At 74.5% G+C, this 17,972-nt stretch carries 13 protein-coding genes and 1 tRNA gene; 8 read left to right on the forward strand and 6 right to left on the reverse strand.

Features of this window, described 5'->3' with window-relative positions; all coding sequences use genetic code 11:
* Positions 1-21: 21 nt before the first annotated feature.
* Positions 22-1,614, forward strand: a complete 1,593-nt coding sequence (locus VKV23_10695) for a 4Fe-4S binding protein (GenBank protein ID HLI16501.1) — start codon at positions 22-24, stop codon at positions 1,612-1,614.
* Positions 1,615-1,624: 10 nt separating this feature from the next.
* Complete coding sequence (locus VKV23_10700) at positions 1,625-3,784, forward strand: FAD-dependent oxidoreductase (GenBank protein ID HLI16502.1); 2,160 nt, start codon at positions 1,625-1,627, stop codon at positions 3,782-3,784.
* Between the two features lie 204 nt (positions 3,785-3,988).
* Here the strand turns inward: VKV23_10700 and VKV23_10705 are convergent, their stop codons facing one another.
* Entirely contained in the window at positions 3,989-4,933 is a 945-nt protein-coding gene (locus tag VKV23_10705; GenBank protein ID HLI16503.1) for an Rrf2 family transcriptional regulator, read from the reverse strand.
* Positions 4,934-5,127: 194 nt separating this feature from the next.
* On the opposite strand from VKV23_10705, the gene VKV23_10710 reads away from it, so the two are divergent.
* Entirely contained in the window at positions 5,128-6,390 is a 1,263-nt protein-coding gene (locus tag VKV23_10710; GenBank protein ID HLI16504.1) for a TIGR04053 family radical SAM/SPASM domain-containing protein, read from the forward strand.
* A gap of 3 nt (positions 6,391-6,393) precedes the next feature.
* Positions 6,394-7,953: a radical SAM protein gene (locus VKV23_10715; GenBank protein ID HLI16505.1), complete on the forward strand. Its 1,560-nt coding sequence runs from the start codon at positions 6,394-6,396 to the stop codon at positions 7,951-7,953.
* Between the two features lie 281 nt (positions 7,954-8,234).
* On the opposite strand, the gene VKV23_10720 is transcribed toward VKV23_10715, so the two are convergent.
* The 5 genes from VKV23_10720 to VKV23_10740 form a co-directional block, all read right to left on the reverse strand.
* On the reverse strand, positions 8,235-8,438 hold the full coding sequence (locus VKV23_10720; protein HLI16506.1) for a type II toxin-antitoxin system HicA family toxin: 204 nt from the start codon (positions 8,436-8,438) through the stop codon (positions 8,235-8,237).
* Between the two features lie 124 nt (positions 8,439-8,562).
* Positions 8,563-8,635: transfer RNA gene (locus VKV23_10725), tRNA-Arg, on the reverse strand.
* A gap of 250 nt (positions 8,636-8,885) precedes the next feature.
* Positions 8,886-10,007 (reverse strand): DUF4389 domain-containing protein, encoded by a 1,122-nt coding sequence (locus VKV23_10730; GenBank protein HLI16507.1) that lies wholly within the window; start codon positions 10,005-10,007, stop codon positions 8,886-8,888.
* Positions 10,008-10,140: 133 nt separating this feature from the next.
* Complete coding sequence (locus VKV23_10735) at positions 10,141-10,935, reverse strand: hypothetical protein (GenBank protein HLI16508.1); 795 nt, start codon at positions 10,933-10,935, stop codon at positions 10,141-10,143.
* A gap of 85 nt (positions 10,936-11,020) precedes the next feature.
* Entirely contained in the window at positions 11,021-12,685 is a 1,665-nt protein-coding gene (locus VKV23_10740) for a S53 family peptidase (GenBank protein HLI16509.1), read from the reverse strand.
* A gap of 206 nt (positions 12,686-12,891) precedes the next feature.
* Between VKV23_10740 and VKV23_10745 the strand changes: the two genes are divergently transcribed.
* The 4 genes from VKV23_10745 to VKV23_10760 are packed head-to-tail and all read left to right on the forward strand — an operon-like array spanning position 12,892 to position 17,946.
* Positions 12,892-13,935, forward strand: a complete 1,044-nt coding sequence (locus VKV23_10745; GenBank protein ID HLI16510.1) for an alpha/beta hydrolase-fold protein — start codon at positions 12,892-12,894, stop codon at positions 13,933-13,935.
* On the forward strand, positions 13,928-16,123 hold the full coding sequence (locus tag VKV23_10750) for a phosphatidylglycerol lysyltransferase domain-containing protein (GenBank protein ID HLI16511.1): 2,196 nt from the start codon (positions 13,928-13,930) through the stop codon (positions 16,121-16,123). Before VKV23_10745 ends, VKV23_10750 begins: the two co-directional genes overlap by 8 nt.
* A gap of 8 nt (positions 16,124-16,131) precedes the next feature.
* The gene (locus tag VKV23_10755) at positions 16,132-16,944 is read left to right on the forward strand and encodes a hypothetical protein (GenBank protein ID HLI16512.1); all 813 of its coding nucleotides are present in this window, start codon (positions 16,132-16,134) and stop codon (positions 16,942-16,944) included.
* Positions 16,945-16,992: 48 nt separating this feature from the next.
* Entirely contained in the window at positions 16,993-17,946 is a 954-nt protein-coding gene (locus VKV23_10760) for an alpha/beta hydrolase-fold protein (GenBank protein HLI16513.1), read from the forward strand.
* Positions 17,947-17,972 lie beyond the last annotated feature (26 nt).

Here is a 17,972-nt window from a genome sequence, read left to right on the forward strand (position 1 = left end):
ATCGAGCAGGGGAGGAGCGACATGACGGTCCTCGACGACAGCGCCGCGGTGCGAACGATCACGACGGGCGTGCCCGCTGGTGACGAGCGGGCTCCCGACCCGGTCAACGCCGCGATCCACCTCCGCCCCAGGCGGCGAGACGGCGTCGGGGAGCGCTTCGCCGCGACGGATCCCGCGAGCGAGTTCGAGCTGACGCGCTTCCCACGGGTCGCCACCCTCGTGCGCAGCCGGCGATTCCAGTTCTTCCTGATCCTCCCGAACCAGATCATCTTCTGGCTCGTCATCTTCGTGGGGATCCTCGGCACGGTCGACCCCGTCCTCAACTTCGGCACCGCCATCACCTGGTTCGTGTGGTTCTGCCTCGTGTTCGTGCTCATGGTCGTCGTCGGACGAGCCTGGTGCGCGATGTGCCCGTTCGGCGGGTTCGCCGAGTGGATCCAGCGTCGAGCGCTGTGGCAGCGGGTTCAGCGCCAGCTCGGGCTCGGGCGGAAGATGCCGGCGCGCGTCGCCCAGTACGGGCTGCTGCTGTCGGTGGCGTCCTTCCTCGGCCTCACCTTCGTCGAGGAGTACTTCAACATCGCGGGTCCGGGGTCTCCGGTCGCAACGAGCATCATGGTCCTCGGGATCGTCGCGACGGCGCTGGCCTTCTTCCTCGTGTTCGAGCGGCGGACCTTCTGCCGCTACATCTGCCCGCTGTCTGCGCTCATCGGATCGGTCGGGGCGATGGGCTCGGTGGCCGGGTTCCGGACACGAGACCGCGACCGCTGCCTCGAGTGCAAGACGAAGGACTGCATGCGAGGCGGCACGCGCGGCTACGGGTGCCCCTGGTACACGTGGCCGGGCAGCGCGGACTCGAACCTGACGTGCGGGCTGTGCAGCGAGTGCTACAAGGCGTGCCCGTCGGGCAACGTGGGGCTCTTCCTCCAGAAGCCGCTGACGTCGGTGATCGCTCCGGTCAGGCGCCGGGCAGACGTCGCCTGGGCGGTCGCGATCCTGCTCGGCCTCGTCGTCTTCCAGCAGGTGAACGCGCTGGGCTGGTACTCGACGCTCGATGCCCGGCTGAACAGCGCGCTGCACTTCCCCGGCTACCCGAACCCCGTCGACTACTTCGGCATCATCGCCGTGGTCGCCGGGGCGCTCGCGGCGCTCGCGGCGCTCGCGAGCCGCGCGCTGCTCGACGGATCGGCCGTCGGGTCGAGCACCGGCGGCGATTTCATGACGCGCACCACACGCTTTCGCCGGTTCTTCCTCCCCGCCTCCTACGGCCTCATCCCGGTCGTTGGCGCCGACTACTTCGCGCGGCAGCTCCCGAAGTTCTTCCAGCACTCACCGGCCGTGGTGCCCGCCGTGCTGAACATCTTCGGGCACGGTGCCGTCGCCGGGAGGCTCGGGCACGTCGCGCTCTTGCCGGTCGGCGGGATCGTCACGGCGCAGGTCGTGGTGATCGGCCTCGGCACGCTCGGTGCGATGTGGTCGAGCTGGCGCATCGCGGGACGAGACCTGGCGCCCGTGGCTCGCCGCCCGCTCGCCGTGCGGGTGGCGACCACCTCGTTCGCGCTCTCGCTCGGCCTCGGCCTCGCTGTCCTGTACGTCCTCATGCACGGCGCCAACTAGGAGGTCGATCATGTCGATCACGGCGGCCATCCCCACCCGTGCCGAGGAGCCGGCGATGGCTCTGGAGGTCACGGTGGTGAAGGAGCGCTGCGCGGGTTGCCAGGAGTGCGTCGTCCGCTGCCCGACCGAGGCGCTGCGGATGGACGTCGCAACGTGGACCGTCGTCGCGGACGACGACGCGTGCGTGGGCTGCCGCCAGTGCGAGCGGACCTGTCCGTTCGCGGCCATCCGCGTGCAGGGCGCACCGCGCGTCGCCGCGCGGACGCCTGCGCGTGCCAGCCAGCCGGCACAGCTCGTGGGCGACCTGAGCGAGACGCGCCACGGCTTCGCGAGCCTCGACGAGGCCCGCCGGGAGGCGGCGCGCTGTCTCGCGTGCCCAGACCCGACCTGCGTGCGCGGCTGCCCCGCCCACAACGACATCCCCGGCTTCATCGCGGCGATCGCGGCCGGGGAGCTCGGAGCTGCGCACGAGGTGCTCCGGCGCACGACCGTGCTCCCCGACGTGTGCAGCCGCGTGTGCGACCAGGCGATCCAGTGCGAGGGCGCCTGCTCCTGGTCGCTCGCGGGGGGGTCGCCGGTGGCCATCGGGGCGCTCGAGCGGTTCGTGGCCGACAGCGCGCCCGTTCCGCCCCCGACGCGCCGCAGCGCGCGCGGGCGCTCCCTGTCGGTGGCCATCGTCGGCTCCGGTCCCGCGGCCATCGCCGCGGCATGGGAGCTCGTGGAGCACGGCGCCGCGGTGACGGTGCTCGAGCGGTCGTCGAAGCCGGGAGGGCTCCTCGGGTGGGGCATCCCGGCCTTCACGCTCCCTCGCGCGGTCGCGGGCCGGGCCTGGGACCAGCTCCTCGCCGCGGGGGTGGCGCTGCGGTGCGGCGTCGAGGTCACCCCCGCCGACCTGGACGACCTCTTACAGCGGTACGACGCCGTCGTCCTCGCGTTCGGCGCCGGCGAGGCGCTCCGCCTGCCGGTGCCTGGCGGCGACCTCGACGGCGTCGTCGACGCGACGGCCTTCCTGACGCGAGCCGAGGAGGCGCTTCGCGAGGGCGGCGCCCTGCCGGGGCTCGACCCGGCGAGGGCCTCGCGCGACGGCGCGCCTCCGCTCGTGCTCGTGATCGGCGGTGGCAACACCGCGATGGACGTCGCCCGCAGCGCGCGCCGGTTCGGGGCCCGCGCGCTGTGCGTCGAGTGGATGGACCGGCGCTTCGCACCGGTGCGACCGGACGAGCTCGCGGAGGCAGAGGCCGAGGGGGTGGAGGTGCGCTTCGCGACGACGCTCGCCGGCCTGGAGGGCGAGGGGGGTCGGGTCAACGCCGCGCTCCTCGGCCGCACGCTGCAGCGCCACGCCGGCGAGCGGCCGAAGCTCGTTCCGGGCTCCTCCGAGCGCGTTCGTGTCGACCTGGTGGTCATGGCCATGGGCTACCGAAACGACCCGGTCTTCTCCGCGGTGTTGCCCGGCATCCCCTTGCGGCGGATCGACGAGCGGCTCGCCGATCGGACGTGGCAGGCGAGCGGCCTCCTCGCGGTCCCGGCTCCGACCTTCGCTCGCGGCCGGCCCGTCGGCCGGCTCGCGCTCGGGCGCGAGGCGGGGCGCGTCGCGGCAGGCCTCCCGCGGCGCGACCGGGTCTGGGTCGTCGGCGACGCGCTCGTCGGTCCGTCCACGGTGGTCGAGGCGATGGCGCACGGACGGCGAGCCGCCCAGGCGATCCTCGCCCGCCAGCCGTCGCGCCCAGGCGCATCTCGCCGGGGAGGGCCGGCGGCGATCCTCGTCGCGGTCGAGAGCCGCGCCGGCAGGACCCGTGCACGCGCCGAGCAGCTCGCCGAGGTGCTTCGGCGCGACGGCGCCCAGGTCGCCGTCGCGCCGCTCGACGAGGTCGGCGCAGCGCAGCTCGCCTGGGCCGACCTCCTCGTCGTCGGGACGTGGGTCGAGGGGGCCGTGGTCGCGAACGTCCGCGCCGCGCGCGCCACGAGGCGATGGATCGCGAGCCTCGGCGAGCTCGGCGGCCTCCCGGTCGGGATCTTCTGCACCTACGGTCTGCACCCACGAGGGGCTCTCGCCGAGATGCGGCGTTCCTTCGAGGCACGCGGCGCGCGGGTCGTCGCCGAGGCGGCGTTCGGTCCGCGCTCGCGTGCCGATGTCGACGAGTACGCGCGGGAGCTCGTGCGCTGCAACTGACCGGCGGTGCCGGGTCGGCCGCGCCCTCGCTCCCAGCTTCGACCCCGACCTGCGGGGCGGAGGGGGTCGACGGGGACCAGACCGGCTGCGCCGCTACCCGCGTGGAACCCCGAGGGGCCGGCGCGCGCGGATCCGTCCGTCATCGAGCTCGTCCGCTCGGCGGGATCCGCCTGGCCCCGGCGCAGCGGCTCGCGGCCGCTTGCGTCAGCGGCGCGCTCGAGTCGGACGCCGGCTGGGCGCGGGCCGCTCCAGCTGGCTGGCCAGGCGCCGGAGGAAGGCACGCAGGATCTGGCGCGTCTCGCGCTCGCGCTCGGTCCGGACGGGCGCCGGGTACTCGTCGTGCCAGGTGCCCTCGACCCGCAGCTCGCTTCGATCGGCGTCGAGTGCCGCGACGGTCGCGTCTGCCTCGAAGCGGCACGCTCGCGCACCGCCGATCCGCCAGGCGAGCAGGTAGCGCGCGCTGTCCTCCGTCGCGGGGTCGTCGGCGGCGACCGGGGCGAGCGAGACCTCGACCGGTGCGGGGCGAGGCCGGGCGCTGCGGCTCGGCTGCTTCCCGTCTGCTGCGGCGCCGAGGGACCCGGCGAGGACGCTCCCGAGGTGACCCGCGACCCGCGCCAGCGCCACCTGGGCGTCGCGGAAGGACAGCTCGACCTGGACGTGATCCGAGCAGGCGTAGGCCGAAGGGTGGAGACGGTGCGAGTCGTCGGGGACGGGGTAGCTGCCCGCCGTGATGGCCGTGTCCCTCGCCGCGACCTCGGCGAGGGAGGTCCTCGCCAGGAGCTCGCGCAGCGCCACGGTCGCCTCCGTCCAGGTTGCATGCAGCGGACACACCGCGTCCCAGCGGCACGGACCGTCGCCGAGGGCGCACCGCTCGGCGTGCAGCGGTCCCTCGCCGGCTTCTATGACCTCGAGGACCGTGATCTGGTCCGGCGACCGGCTGAGCCGGAAGCCGCCGGCGCGCCCTGCCTTCGATGTCGCGAGCCCGGCCCGCACGAGGTCGGCGAGGATCTGCGACGCGAACGTCGCGGGCACCTCGGTGTCCGCCACGATCTCCCGGATCTTGCGAGCGACTCCTGCATCGTGGCCCTTGGCAAGCGCGATCGCCGAGCGCATCACGTAGTCGCCTCGCTTCGACAACGTCAGGTCCATGGCTGGGAGGTCAGCTCCAAGGCTCGAGGTTCTGCACTCGCCCAAGCGCAACCCTAACGCGGGCGCGATCCGCTGTTGCGCTCCGGGCCGATCGGCGGGGGTGCGGCTCCCGCAGCCTTCGTGTAGTGTTCGCAACTATACGTTAAGTAGTAGACATCTCTTACTATGAGCTGGCGCGCCACAGGGGAGCGACGGTGACCGCAGCGCCGTACGCGTCGGGGGTCGGCCGGGCAACGGAGCAGGCGCGCGCGCGATCGCCCCGCCAGTCGGTGGAACGGACGGACCTCTCCCCGGTCGGGCGGGTGCGGCGCCTCCGCTTCGACGTGCAGGTCCGTCCGTTCCTCGTCCTGTTCGAGCTGACGCGCGCGTGCGACCTTGCCTGCCTCCACTGCCGGGCGGAGGCGGTGCCGCGCCGTCACCGCGAGGAGCTCACGACCGCGGAGGCCCGCGCCGTCCTCGACGACCTCGCGCAGCTCGGCCCGCCTCGACCGGTCGTCGTCTTCACCGGTGGGGATCCGCTCCAGCGTCCCGATCTGGCCGCCCTCGTCCGGCACGCGTCACGCGCCGGGCTGGCGGCCGCGGTCTCACCTGCAGGGACGCCCCGTGCCACCAAGGGGCGCCTCTCGGCGCTGCGTGCGGCCGGTGTCCGCACGGTCTCCTTCTCGCTCGACGGTTCGAGCGCGAGCGTCCACGACGGCTTCCGGCAGGTGGCCGGGTCGTTCGCCTGGACCCTGGCAGCGTGCAGATCGGCGCGGTCGGCAGGCCTTCGGCTCCAGGTGAACACGACCGTCAGTCGGGAGACGGTGCTCGAGCTGCCGGGGATCTGCCGGCTCGTCGCCGAGCTCGGCGCGGACCTGTGGAGCGTCTTCTTCCTCGTGCCGACCGGCCGCGGCCGCGTCCTCCAGGCGCTCTCCGCCCGAGAGACCGAGGATGTCCTGGCCATCCTCTACGACGCGGCGGCATTCGTCCCGCTGAAGACGACGGAGGCGCCCGCGTTCCGGCGCCTCGTCCTTCGGGGGGGGCCAGCGACCGGAGGACTGCCGCCAGGCCCGCTCTACCGGGCGCTGCGTCGTCGCTTCGACCGGATCATCGCCGAGGGGTTCGCCGGCAACGGGCACGCGACGCGCACGCGCTCGCCGCTCGCGCTCGGCGACGGCAGGGGCGTGGTCTTCGTCTCCCATCGCGGCGACGTCCAGCCGAGCGGATTCCTGCCGCTCGTCGCCGGCAACGTCCGTCAGGCCACGCTGTCGAGCATCTACGCGTGTTCGCCGCTGCTGCGCACGATGCGCGATCCCGCGGCTCTCCAGGGTCGCTGCGGCCGCTGCGAGCTGCGGGAGGTGTGCGGTGGCTCTCGGGCGCAGGCGTTCGCGCGCCTCGGCGATCCGCTCGGCGAGGATCCGACGTGTCCGTACGAGCCACCGCCCCCGGCACGGGTCGGCGCGGGCTCGGGGAGGTAGGCGATGGGATTGCGCATCCGCTTGGTCGAGCCGCGACCGGCCGGTCACAACGTCTACGACCTCGCCCTGCTGCCGCGCCTCGGGCTGCCACTCATGGGCCGTCTGCTCGCCGACGCCGGCCACGACGTCCGCATCTACTGCGAGGTGCTGGCCCCGGTCGACCTCGAGGACTGCCTGCGCGCCGACCTCGTCGGGATCTCCTCGACGACCGCCACCGCCCCCGCCGCGTACCGCCTCGCGGACCTGCTCGCCTCCGCGGGCGTCCCCGTCGTCCTCGGTGGTCCCCACGTCACGTTCTGCGCCGATGAGGGGCTGGCCCACGCGCCCTACGTCGTGCGAGGGGAGGGTCAGCAGACGATCGTCGAGCTCGTGTCGTGCATCGAGCGCGACGAGGATCCGTCAGGCGTGCTCGGCCTCTCCTACCTCGATGGTGCCGGCGAGCCGCGCCACAACCCGGACCGGCGGCGCGCGACGCAGGCCGAGTTCGAGGCGCTCCCGATCCCTGACTTGCGCTTGATCGAGGGCCACGCGCGCCTCGTGACGAAGCCGATCATGACCCAGTGGGGCTGTCCGTTCGACTGCGAGTTCTGCTCGGTCACGGCGCTGTTCTCCCGGGCGGTCCGCTACCGGCGGACCGACCAGGTGATCGCCGAGCTGGGCGAGCTCGGCGCACAGCGGGTCTTCTTCCACGATGACAACTTCGTCGTGAACAAGCGCCGTAGCGCCGAGCTCTTCGAGGCAATGCTCAGGAGAGACCTGTGTCCCACCTGGTTCGCGCAGGTGCGGGCCGCAACTGCTCTGCGTTCTCCGGCGCGACCCGAGGCCGACCACGACTTCCTGGCGCTGATGCGGCGCGCGGGTTGCCAGATGGTGATGATCGGCGTCGAGACGATCACCGACGAGGGCCTCGCCAGCATCGGCAAGCACCAGAGCGTCGACACGATCGAGCGAGCGGTCCGCGCCTTCCACGAGCACGGCATCGCCGTGCACGGGATGTTCGTCGCCGGCCTCGACGGCGACACGTCCTCGAGCGCCGAGGCCGCCGCGCACTTCGCCCGCCGCCTCGGCATCGACACCTTCCAGCTGATGGTGGAGACCCCACTGCCGGGTACGGCGCTCTGGCGGCGCGTGGGCGACCAGGAGCGCCTGCTGAGCGGGGACTGGTCGCTGTTCGACGGGCATCACGTCGTCATGCGGCCCGCCCGCATGACGCCGCTCGAGCTGCAGCTCGGCGTGCTCGAGGCCATGCGCCAGTTCTACTCGTGGCCGAGGATCCTCGCCTCGGGGATGGTGGGTGGGCTCCGCCGGCTGCCCGACCTCGCTGCAGCCTGCCGCCCGGCACTGCTGGGTCGCGTGCCTGCCATCTCCCGGGCCGTCCGGTCCCGGCGCTTCGAGGAGGTCGTGCCCGTGCTGCGGGCGATCCTCCCGCCCGAGCGGTGGCATCGTCTGGCAACGGATCTCTGGCTGCCCGCCCTGCGCTTCTACGCTCGGCGCCAGCTCGCTGCCTGGCGCCGGCAGGAGCAGTCCCGACGCCACCTCGAGTTCCTCGCGTCGCTTCCGTAGGTTGGTGGAGGAAGGCGCAGCGTGGCGTTCTCGTGTACGAGGTCGCGACGGTCCCTGCGACCGGTTCGCGGCGGCGTTCCCGCCGGATGCGCCGTCGGAGGTGGATGGCGCCGGCTCGGCGCTGCAGTGCCTGCCGACCGGAGAGTGCCCGCGCGCCTCGCGAGCCACCTCGGCCCAGCGGAAGAGGCCAGGCTCGGAGAGCCGGCGCTCACCTGAGCCTCCTCGCCTCCACCTCGACGCGCGGGTGCTCGCGTGGCCGCGCGTCGAGGACGGCGGTCGGCTCAGTCACCACGCTGCCTTCCCAACCTGCCGGCCTGCCGCCAGATCGATCCCAGCGTACCCTTCGGCACCTCGTCACTCGGCTTGCCTGCCACCGTCATCGTTCGCGGCCGGTCGGGATCGCGGAACCGGCGGCGAGAGCCCACCTGTCTGTCCAGGCGCCAGCCGTCACGCTCCAGGGTACGGATGACGTCTCGCACCTTCACGAGTTCAAGGTACGGGATCGATGTGACGATCTCCTCGAGCCGTCGCACCCGCTGCGCGACCGCCGCTCTCCGATTGCGCGCCGTGGAAGGGAGTCCCCAGCGAAGTCGCTGTTCGTCGGGTCGGCGCCCCCGGCAGGACTTGAACCTGCGACACGCGGTTTAGGAAACCGCTGCTCTATCCCCTGAGCTACGGGGGCGGCACCGTGAGGAAGCTCACGCGCCCGGCGATCCTACCCGCCCGGGCGCGTGCGGCTCGGCGCCGCTCGCCCGCGATGGAGCGGCTCGCGCCGCCATCGATCGGCGCGTCGCGAGCGTCCTCGTCCCTCGGGGCGCGCCGTCGCACCGCCGCCGCGGAGCGAGAGGCGCTGAGTCCCTGCCCACGCCTCGTCGCGCGGACACCGACCGGGTAGCACGGCTCCCGCGCCCCCGCCGGGACCCTGCGAGGTCCTACAGCGCGCGCACGAAGCTCGCGTACTGCTGGCTCAGACGGACGAAGGTGCTCTCGAGCGCGTAGGCGTCGCGCACGACGACTGTGGCGGAAGCCGCCGTGACGATCCCGCGGGCCTCGGTCGCGGCCACGCCGGCGCTCGAGGCGAGCGCTGCTCTCGCCTCGGCCGCCGAGGGCGGGACCGTCATCGACTCGATGGCGTCCTCGAAGGCGACGAGGGCCCGCTGCAGCGGCGCCGTGGCGCGGGCGACGCAGGCGACGGCGGCGCTCGAGCTCGCGCAGGGCCGGACCGCACGGGACCAGTTCGTGAAGGCGTCCGAGAGCCTCGAGTAGGCGAGCTCCGCGCGCGGCGCCGCCGAGTAGGTGGACTGCGCGACGAGGTCGAGGAGGGAGTAGCACAATCCGAGGAGGATGAACACACCGAGGAGGAGGCGCGCGCCTCCCGACAGGTGGCCGGGCAGCGGGCGCGCCGCGCTCTCGTCGTCCACGCCGCCCGGCCGCTCGCCGACCGGGTCACCGAAGAGCCCTGCCGGGTAGGCGGGGGTGACGAGCAGGAGGTACGCATTGGTCCTGGCATGGAAGCGGAGCGCGGCCGCCTCGGCCTGGAACAGGGCCCGCGGGAGGCGCCCGCCGACGAGTGCGACGAGCCAGGCGATCGGCGAGAACACGGTGGCACCGAGGTCCACCACCGTCGCGAGGAGGTACGCGGGGAGCCCGAGGAAGGCGCGCAGCAGCACGGCGAGCCGGTTGAGGCGCTCGCGTTCGAGGACGAGCCGCGGCAGCTCGTCCCGCCACGCGAGCCGGAAGCCGGGGAAGCGCCCCGTCACGAAGCTGAGGTAGGCAGCGCAGCGCAGCCCGAGGTTCACGTAGCCCTCGAGGAAGTCGGCGAGCGGACCGGGCACACGTCCGAGCACGAGCGCCGACAACCAGGCGATCGGGACGACGACGACGGCAGCGATGCCGCACACCCCGAGCCACAGCACGCTCGGAAGGGCGAGCAGGAGCCGCACGAGGATGGAGAGGCGGCTCTGGTGGGCGTTCGCCGGGCCGATCAGCGGCGGCCTCGTCGGCGGCGTCGCACTCGTCGGTGCCCCCTGCGTCTCGGTCGGCGTCAGTGACATGGACCCACCTCCTGTCGGGATGCCACGGGCTGTCGGGATGCCACGGGCTCGTCGCCATTCCGGCGCGTGGTCGCGAGCGCTGCTCCGGACCGGCCTCGGCGCTGCAGCCGGCGCCCGGGCGTCGACCCCTTCGTCACGGCGAGCGCTCGCTAGGCCAGCGCACGCTGTCGACGGAGTTGTCGGCGAGGAGCGCGGAGAACTCGTCGGCGATCGTGGCGTGGTGGATGATGGCTGGGATCCCGTCCTGGCTGAAGTCGAGGTAGGGGCCGTCGGCGAGGGCGAACACGGCGAGGCCGGCGTGCACGGCGCACAGCACGATGAGCCGGTACCGCTCGGCTGTGCCGGCTCCCGTGCTCGGGTAGTAGTCGTACGCGGCGCCGTAGCCGGGCACGTAGCCGACGCTGGCGCCCGGCAGGACGTACGCGAGCGCAGCACCGGGGGCGAGGCGGCCGACGACCTGCGCGACGAGCTGTTCGGGGCTCGCCCCCTGCGCCTCGAGCGCGAAGAACTGCAGCTGCCCGTAGTAGGCGCCCGCCGGGCTGCCCGGCGGCATGTTCGCGAGGCTCGCGAAGCTGAGCTCGAGCTCGTTCCCCGCCGTGGACGCGCTGCCGGTCGCGGGGAGGAGAGGTGGGATCCAGTAGCGGACCGAGAAGCCCGACGTCGGGTTGACGTAGAGCGAGCCGCTCGCAACCGGCGGGCCGACGGGCTGCCCGCTGCAGGCGAGGACCGTGCAGCGGACGGGTGCGCCGGGGCGGGCGAGCAGCGCGACCGCGACGAGCAGCACGCTGAACCCCGCGAGCGCGCCGAGGAGGATCCCGAGCAGCTGCGGTCGAGACAGCCGCACCGTGCGCCCCACCTGGTCGGGCGTGGCAGCGGGGTAGGAGAACCACCCGTGGGCGTGCGCGACGGCGCGCCAGCCAGCGCTCACCGGACTGCTCGACGGGCGGCGCGCGCGGCGCCGCCCGTCACTGGCGGACGGTGCGCTCCTCGGGCGGCGCGGGGCGCGGGGGAGCTCATCGGCTGGCTCGCTCGTAGGCGAGGAGGTCCTGGGCGAGGACGGCGGTGTCCGGGGAGCCGAGCCCGGTGGCGAGGTCGTAGCCGGGGGTGGCCCGGTAGAAGTCGTTCCCGCCGACCACGACGTCGTGGAAGGGCGGCGGCTCGAGCGCGCGCTCGGCGCCGAGGGCGTAGAAGGCGGGGTTCGCGAAGCCGAGCGGGCGAGCGCCCGACCGGACGAGGAACTCGTCGACGAGGGCCGTGAGACCGGCCCAGACCGGGGCGGCGAGCGAGGTCCCCGAGCCTTCTGCCGGCTGGCCGTGCACGACGATCGCGTTGCCGGTGAGCACGTCGGCGACCGCCGAGACGTCCGGGACCTCCCTGCCCGAGGGACCGGCCCCTAGAGCGGTGGGCTGCCAGGCGGGACGGGGGACGAGCGTCGAGACGCCGCCGCCGGTCCCGAGCGAGAGCATCGGCAGCGTCCAGGCCTCCTCGCCGAGGTAGTCGCCGCGCGTCGTCACGTCGAGCGTCGTGCCACCGACGCCGGTGACGGCGGGCAGGTCCGCCGGGAAGTCGACACCCTCGCCGGGGCTCACGGAGTCCTCCCCGAACTGCAGGCAGTCGGCGCCGCCCTGGTCGCCGCTCGAGGCGTAGGCGGTCGTCCCTCGCGCCGCCGCGGCGGCGACGGCGTCCTCCATCGCCGCGAGGTCGGCGGCGCCGAGCACCTTCTCGCAGGCGGCGAGGCTGATGCTCCAGATCGCCCCGGGGAAGCGCTGCGCCGCGTCCGCGAAGCTCGCCGTGAGCGCCGTCGCGAACTCAGCGTACGTCGTGCGCAGCCCGACGCCGATGTTGTAGTAGACGAGGTGGGCGAGCGGGGCGATCTCGTGGACCGTCTCGAGGTCCATGTCCGCCTCCACCATCTCCGCGGCGAACGCGCCCTGGCCGTTCACGACCTGGACGTCGAAGGGCGGGAGGCCGAAGCGGCGCGCGAAGGCCGCGAGGTCGCTGGGCGAGTAGGGGCTGTCCTCGAAGAGGACCACCGTCTCCCCCGCGCCAGCGATCCCGCGCTCGAGGAGCGGGCCGGCGTCGTAGGCGGTGCGCAGGCCCGTCGGGGTCAGCCCACCCGCCGGGACGTAGGCGGCGACGGGCTGACCGTAGGAGCTGATGCGCCCGAGTCCTGCGACGGTTCGTGCGAGCGCCGGCGGGATCGCCGGCGCTCGCACGCTCGCGTAGAAGCGCTCGCCGCTGCGTGCCCGGAAGTCGTCGATCCGCACCCGGAGGGCGCGCCCGAGGCGTGCGGGCGAGCCGAGGACGATGGCGAAGCGCTCGCCAGGCCAGCTGCGCACGGCGAGACCCGCCGACGCCGCCCAGCGCCGCACCGGACCCGGTCCCGGCGCGCCCGCCGCCAGCGCCATGACGACGGAGGCGATGCGCGCCCGGCTCGGCCCGAGATCGGTCGAGGCCTCGAGCAGCCGGTGCCACGCGGCGCTGGCGCTCGGGGGCCGCCCCGCGCCGGGCGCGCGCGCCACGGCGGGCAGCGCGGCCCCGGCGAGCAGCGCCAGCGCGACGGCGCCGAACCCTGCGGGCACCCGGCGCGCGCGAGCGCAGGCGGCGCCGACGCGACGCGAGCCGAGCGCCACCCGCCTCCAGCCGGGCACCTCGTGCCCCGTGGCGCTCTCGGCCATGCGCAGGAAGCTCCCGGATCGTGTGGTGGCGGACGCTACCAAGCGGGCGCGCGATGAGCAACGATCGTTCTCGCGCGCTTTCGTGGCGGGCCTGCCGCAGCGCGCCGGTGGTCGTCGGCGCGCGACGCACCGCCCGGCACCGTACGCTCGTCGGGGGGCCAGCCGTGCGGCTGGCGAGGCCGGTCGGTCGGTCGAGGGGCGCCGGGATGCACGCGAACGGGACGTTGCTGGGGGACCACGCCGCAGGCGCGCCCCTCGCGCCGCGCCTGCCGGGCCGTCGCTCCCGGGCGCGCCGGGCCGCCCTCGCCCTCGCCGCGGCGGCGCTGGCGGCCTTCGCCGCCGTGGGCAGCTTCGGCGCCTTCCGCTACGTGTGGACGTTCCTCCTCTACCGCGGCGAGCCGCCGCCGTCGGTGCCGAGTCGCGTCGCGCTGCCGGGCGCGAGGCACCGGGTCGTCTCGGTCGTCCCGGCGCAGGTCGTGCACATCTCGGTGCGCAGCCCGGCGCTCGGCGGGCGCGCGGTGCCGGTCGTCGTCGTCCTGCCGCCCGGCTACGCGTCGCACCCGGCGCAGCGCTACCCGACCTTCTACCTCCTCGAGGGCTACCCCGCCTTCGGGGGGCCGCAGTCGTTCGTCAACGTCGGCAACATCGCCGGCCTCGAGTCCGTCCTCGTCGCCGAGGGCCGCATGTCCCCCACGATCCTCGTGATGCCGTCCGGCTCGCCGAGCCTGCTCGTCGACACGGAGTGGGCGAACGGCGTACGCCGGGACAACGGGTGGGAGACCTTCGTCGCCCGGGACCTCGTGCGGGCGATCCAGGCCCGCTACCGCGCCCTGCGGTCCGGGGCGAGCCGGGCGATCGGCGGCCTGTCCGAGGGCGGCTACGGGGCCCTCAACATCGCGATCCACCACCCCGGCGAGTTCCGGGTCGTCGAGAGCTGGTCGGGCTACATGCTCGCCGACGACATCCCGGCGGTCTTCGGCCGGAACCCGGCGCGCCGACGCCTCAACAGCCCGGCCATCCAGGTCGTGGCGGCTGCCGCGCGCCTTCGGGCTGCGAGGACCTACATCTGGTTCTACTGCGGCACCGCCGACTACGACGTCGCCCAGAACCGGTCGTTCGCCGCGCTCTTGACGAGGCTCGGCATCGCGCACCGCTTCCGCATCGTGCCGGGCAACCACAACTGGGGGCTGTGGCGCTCGCAGCTGCCCGCCGCCCTCCTCGCGGCATCCTCCCACCTCGCCCATGGCTGAGCGTTCCCGCTACCTCGCGCTGCGCGGCCTCGCCTTCGCCGGCCTCGCCGCGGCGACCCTCGCCATGCCGGCGATGGCGCTCGGCTGCCTCTACCTCCTGCGCCCCGTCGTGAGCGGCTGGCCCGGGCCGCAGGTCTCGCAGGCCCTCGAGCTCGACGCGATCCCGCACCACGCGAGCGTCCCGCTCGTCGCCTTCGTCGCGGTCTTCGCCGTCGGCAGCGCCGGGCTCGCGCTCGTCACGAGGGCGATGCGCCTGAACCGGCTGTCCGCGGCGCTCGTGCTGCTGAGCGGCGTCGGCCTGTGGACGTACCTCATCGAGGCGGGGTCGGTCTTCGTCGTCCTGCAGGTCTCCCTCGCCGAGGCGCTGCGGCATGCCGCCTCGATGCAGTCCGTGTACCTGGCTGGCGCGCTGGCGGGCCTCGCGGGCGCCCTCGTCGCGCGCGAGCCCACCGGGAGCCGGCGCGCCGTGACGCTCATCGTCTACGCCGTGACGGTCGGGGCCCTGCTCGACCTGCTCGCCGTCGTCGTACCGCACGGGCGCGAGGGCGGCGTGGTCGGGGAGGTCGCGACGAGCTTCGTGCCGCCCGTCGCCGCCGCGCTCATCGTCCCGACCGCGGTGCTCCTGCTCATCACGTCGCGCGGCCTCAGCCGGCGGAACCGCAGCGCCTGGCGGATCGCGCTCGCGCTCCTCGGGCTCTCGGCGCTGCTGCACCTCCTGCACGGCCTCGACTACGCGGACGCCTCGGTCACCGGCGTCATCACGATCGCGCTCGTCGCCCGCCGCCGCGACTTCGTCTCGAGGACCGATCCGCACGCACGCCTGCCGGCCCTCGAGCGCATCGCGGGGTTCGTCGCCGCAGCGTTCGTCTTCGGCTTCCTCGCCATCGTCGTCAACCGGGTCGCCGCCGACCTCCCGGTGCACGCCGGCAGGGCGGCCGTGGCCGCGCTGCGTGCCCTCGTCGGCCTCGCCCCGGGCGGGCGGTCGTTCTTCCGAGGGAACTTCGGCGACTGGCTCCCGTGGGCGGTGGTCGGGATCGAGGCCGTCGGCGTCGCCCGCGGCGTCGCGGCGTGGCTCGCGCCCTGGCGCCACCAGCTCGGCGCGGACGAGCGGGCCGCGAGCCGCGCCGCGGACCTCGTGCGCCGCTACGGCGTCGACACGCTCGCGCCCTTCGCGCTGCGCGCCGACAAGGACCGCTTCTTCTACGAGGACCCGGCGGCGAGCCCCGACGCGGGCACCGTCCTCGTCGCGTACCGGGCCGTGCGCGGCGTCGCCATCATCACCGGCGACCCCGTCGGGCCGCCGCAGCTCGTCGAGGCCGCGCTGCGCTCGTTCCTCGACGGCGTCGTGCGCGAGCGGGGGTGGCGGCCCACCGTGCTCGGCGCGTCGTCCCGCTACCTCGACACCTACCGCGCCCTCGGGCTGAAGACGCTCTACCACGGCGACGAGGCCGTCCTCGACGTGAAGACGTTCAGCCTGGAGGGACCGCCGATGCGCACCGCGCGCCAGGCCGTCCACCGCGTCGAGCGCCGGGGCTACCGCGCGGAGGTGCGCTACGCGGGGGACGTCCCTCCCTCGCTGTGGGACGAGCTCCGGGAGATCGAGGCGGAGTGGCTCGGCGGCCGGCCGAAGACGGGGTTCGTCATGCAGCTCGACGACCTCGGCGCGCTCGGCGGCACGGACGCCCTGTTCGTCATCGGGCGCTCCCCCGACGGTGCCGTCGCCGGCTTCCTGCACCTCGCGGTGTGCCCGGCGAGCCGGAGCCTGTCGCTCTCCTCGATGCCGCGGCGCCGGACGACGCCGAACGGCTTCAACGCCTTCCTCATCTCCGCGGCCGCCTCGTGGGGGCGCGAGCACGACTTCGTGGCGCTGTCGCTGAACTTCTCGCCCTTCGCCGGCCTGCTCGCGTCGGGCGCCGAGCCCTCGGGGGTCCGCCGGCTGGAGCGGCGCGCGCTCCTCGCGGTGAAGCGGCGCCTCGAGCTCCAGCTCGACAACCTGGCCGTGTTCAACCGCCAGTTCGCACCGCACTGGGAGCCGCGCTTCGTCGCGTTCGAGCGGCACTCGGACCTGCCACGGGCGCTCGTCGCGATGCTCGCCGCCGAGGGCTACCTGCCGTTCGCGGCGCGGGTGCGGGGCCGCAGCTGGACCCCAGTCCGCGTCCCCCCGATGGCGCCCGCGCCGGTCGCCTAGGGGCCGCGGTGGCCCTCGCCGCGGGGCTCCTCCTCGCCGTCGCCTCGGCCGTCGCGTTGAGCTGGGGCTTCTTCGTGCAGCACGGCGTCGCGAGCGGCCTGGAGACCCTCTCGGTGCGCCGGCCCGTGCGCTCGCTGTGGCTCCTCTTCTCGAACCTCCGGTGGCTGAGCGGCTACCTCGTCGGCTGGCTCGGGTGGGGGCTGTACGTCGCCGCGCTGCACTTCGTGGCGCTGTCGGTGGTGCAGGCGATCGCGGCCGGCGGGATCGGCGTCCTCGCCCTCCTCGTGCGGCGCGCCGCACGGCTCTCGCGCCGCGAGCTCGCGGCCTCGGCGGTGTCGGTCGTCGGCCTCGCGCTCCTCGGGGCCAGCCTGGTCGGGAACGTCCCGCGCTCGCAGCACGTCGGCTGGGCACCCGTCGCCGTGGCCGTCGGCGCGTCGCTCGCAGCCGCGCTCCTCGGCGTCCTCGTCTCCTGGCGCACCGGTGCGCTCGCCTTCGCACTCGGCGCCGCGTCCGGCCTGTGCTACGCGGCCGGGGACATCGCCACGAAGGGGGCGCTCGGCGGGAGCGGCCTCGTCTTCGTGCCGATCCTGCTCGCGTGCCACGCGAGCGGCTTCGTGGCGCTCCAGCTCGCCTTCCAGCGCGGCGGTGCGATCTCGACGGCCGGCGCGTCGACGCTGCTCACGAACTCGGTCCCCATCGCCGCGGGGGTGGCCCTCTTCGGCGAGCGCGTGCCGGCCGGCGCGCTCGGCGTCGCCCGGGTGGCGAGCTTCGCCCTCGTCGTCGCCGCCGCCGTCCTGCTCGCTCGCGCGGACGGCCGCTGAGGGCGCCGCGCCGGGACAGAGCGCACCGCCAGGCGCCAACATGAGGCGGTGCGCGCCGTCCCTCCTCGGCAGGTCGCGCGCCGCGCGCGGGCGGCGGTCCGGCCGCGATCGCTCGCCAAGGGCGCGCTCGCGCTCGCGGCCGCGGCGCTCCTCGGGGGCATGCCCTCGGCCGCCGCGGCGCCCCCCCGGGCGCGACCGCGCCGGCCCGGCCCGTTCGCCGAGCTTGCGGGGCCGGCGGTCGTCTCGGTCGAGGTGCCCTCCGCCGCGTTGCACCGACTCGTCCCCACCCTCGTCTACCTGCCACCGGGCTACCCGAGGGCGCGCGCACGCTACCCGACCCTCGTCCTCCTCCACGGGGTGCCGGGCAGCGGCCACCAGCTGTTCGCCAAGCTCGACCTGGCGAACGTGCTCACCGCGCTCGTGCGGGCCCGCCGGATGCCGCCGACGATCGTCGTGGCCCCGAGCGACGGCCCGTCGTCGGGCACCGACACGGAGTGGGAGGACTCGCCGGTGAAGCCGAGCTCTCGCTGGGGGACGTTCGTGGCCGACGACCTCGCGCGCTACCTCCAGGGCAACCTGCCGGTGTGCACGTCGCGCGCGGCGCACGCGATCGGCGGCCTGTCGATGGGCGCCTTCGGCGCGGTCAACCTGGCGCTGCGCCACCCCGACGAGTACGGCGCGGCGACGCTGTGGTCGGGCTACTTCGTCGCCAACACGCCTGCCATCGACGGTCCTCGCAACTCGCCGGAGTGGCGCGACGACTCGCCGCTCTACTACCTGCCGACGATCGCGAGACGGGTGCGCGAGTCGGGGCTGCGCCTCTCCTTCTACACGGGCAGGAAGGACGAGTTCTACGCCGAGAACGTGGCGTTCGCGCGCCTGCTCGGCGCCGAGCGCATCCCCTACCGCTTCCAGGTCCTGCCGGGGCGCCACTCCTGGCGGCTCTGGCGCGCCGAGCTCGTCCCCCAGCTCACCTGGGTCGGCGCCGTCGAGCACTGCTGACGCTGCGGCCCGCGTCCTCGGGCGAG

The organism is Acidimicrobiales bacterium (assembly GCA_035294085.1).
GTDB lineage: Bacteria > Actinomycetota > Acidimicrobiia > Acidimicrobiales > Bog-793 > DATGLP01.

Bases quoted from the DNA above. Each gene is read 5' to 3' on its own strand.
- VKV23_10730 (HLI16507.1), bottom strand. From the start codon at position 10,007: ATGTCACTGACGCCGACCGAGACGCAGGGGGCACCGACGAGTGCGACG.
- VKV23_10700 (HLI16502.1), top strand. From the start codon at position 1,625: ATGTCGATCACGGCGGCCATCCCCACCCGTGCCGAGGAGCCGGCGATG.
- VKV23_10740 (HLI16509.1), bottom strand. From the start codon at position 12,685: ATGGCCGAGAGCGCCACGGGGCACGAGGTGCCCGGCTGGAGGCGGGTG.
- VKV23_10715 (HLI16505.1), top strand. From the start codon at position 6,394: ATGGGATTGCGCATCCGCTTGGTCGAGCCGCGACCGGCCGGTCACAAC.
- VKV23_10705 (HLI16503.1), bottom strand. From the start codon at position 4,933: ATGGACCTGACGTTGTCGAAGCGAGGCGACTACGTGATGCGCTCGGCG.
- VKV23_10695 (HLI16501.1), top strand. From the start codon at position 22: ATGACGGTCCTCGACGACAGCGCCGCGGTGCGAACGATCACGACGGGC.
- VKV23_10745 (HLI16510.1), top strand. From the start codon at position 12,892: ATGCACGCGAACGGGACGTTGCTGGGGGACCACGCCGCAGGCGCGCCC.
- VKV23_10750 (HLI16511.1), top strand. From the start codon at position 13,928: ATGGCTGAGCGTTCCCGCTACCTCGCGCTGCGCGGCCTCGCCTTCGCC.